We start from the raw sequence: 1,285 nt of genomic DNA, 5'->3' as shown, positions 1-1,285 counted from the left end.
GGAGATCTTCAGCTCGGAGGGCTTGGGGCCCAGCTCCGGGGTGGAGAGGTTGTCGATCTGGCGTTTGCGCCAGTCTTCCAGCGCCTTGGGGGCGGTGGTGTAGTGGCCGTGGATGTCGATGATCATGGTGTGATTCCTTGTTGTCTGGCCGCCGCACAGCGGGCAGCGGCTTTGCAATGCTCAGCCCTGTTTGTTCTGGTCCCAGGCCAGTGCGCCAGCGTCCTTGCCGGTAACCGAATACAGCGCGCCCGGCGCATTGCGGGTGGCCTGGAACTGCTCCAGCGTCTGGCCACGCATGGCGGCGTAAATGTGCAGGTTGGACACGCCAACCACCGCACCCAGTTTTTCCAGGCCAAAGAAAATCACGCCGTAGCGGATCAGCGCATCCCAGTCGCGCCGCTCCAGCATGTCGGCCTCCTCGTCCGTCAAACCGGCCTTGGCATAGGCGGCTTGCGGGTTGTTCAGGAACAGCTCGCGGTGCGCCGGATCAATCATGTCGCGCAGGAACTTGTTCAGCCTGTAGGTGCGCAGGCTGGCTGCCAAGGTAAACGGGTGGGTGCCGGTGAGGTTCTCCGCCCCGGCCAGTTCCCGCTCCATGGCGTGACGCAGGTCCGCCGTGCGCGGCTTGGGCAGCGGCAGGCTGGCGTTTTCGTAAATGGCGGTGGCAATGCCGGTCATGGACGGCAGGTAGTAAGTCTGGTGGATTTTCTTTACCTGTGAGGACAGCGCACCGCGCATGATCAGCCACATGATGACTTCCGCCCCTTCCATGCCACCCAGCTCGGCATAATCGGCCAGTGTCAGCCGGGTGAGTGCCTGCGGGTCTTTCTCGAACAGCTCCAGGAACTGCAAATCCCATTCCGGATTATTGAAGCCGCAGCGCGCACCATGTACCTGGTGCGACAGGCCGCCGGTGGCGACGATGGCCACTTTCAGGTCTTCCGGATAGCTTTCGATGGCATCGCGCAAGGCCTTGCCCAGTTTGTAACAGCGCGCGGCAGACGGCACCGGAAACTGCAACACCCCCACGGCCAGCGGCACGATGGGTACGTCCCAGTCGCTATTGCCGTTGTTGAGCATGGACAGCGGCGACAGGCAGCCGTGATCCAGCTTCTTGTCCTGGAAGAAGGACATGTCGAATTCGGCGGCCATCAGGCTGGCACCGATATGGCGCGACAGCGCGGCATGGCCCGCAACCGGCGGCAGATTACGCGCGCCACCACCTTCGTCCGCCACTTCGTAACGCTGATCTATGCCCAGGGTGAAGGCGGAATAGTGGTCGAAG

General features: G+C 62.6%; 1 protein-coding gene. It reads right to left on the bottom strand.

Translation table 11 applies throughout. The annotated features are described in order from the left end of the window. Positions 1-180: 180 nt before the first annotated feature. The coding region (locus JHD62_RS21330; protein WP_199104565.1) for a gallate dioxygenase at positions 181-1,285 on the bottom strand (1,105 nt) is incomplete at its 5' end.

Source organism: Aquitalea sp. ASV11 (assembly GCF_016429185.1).
In the GTDB taxonomy this organism is placed as follows: Bacteria; Pseudomonadota; Gammaproteobacteria; order Burkholderiales; family Chromobacteriaceae; genus Aquitalea; species Aquitalea pelogenes.
Note: the sequence above shows the minus strand (reverse complement) of the source record. Positions and strands in the feature narration are given on the sequence as shown.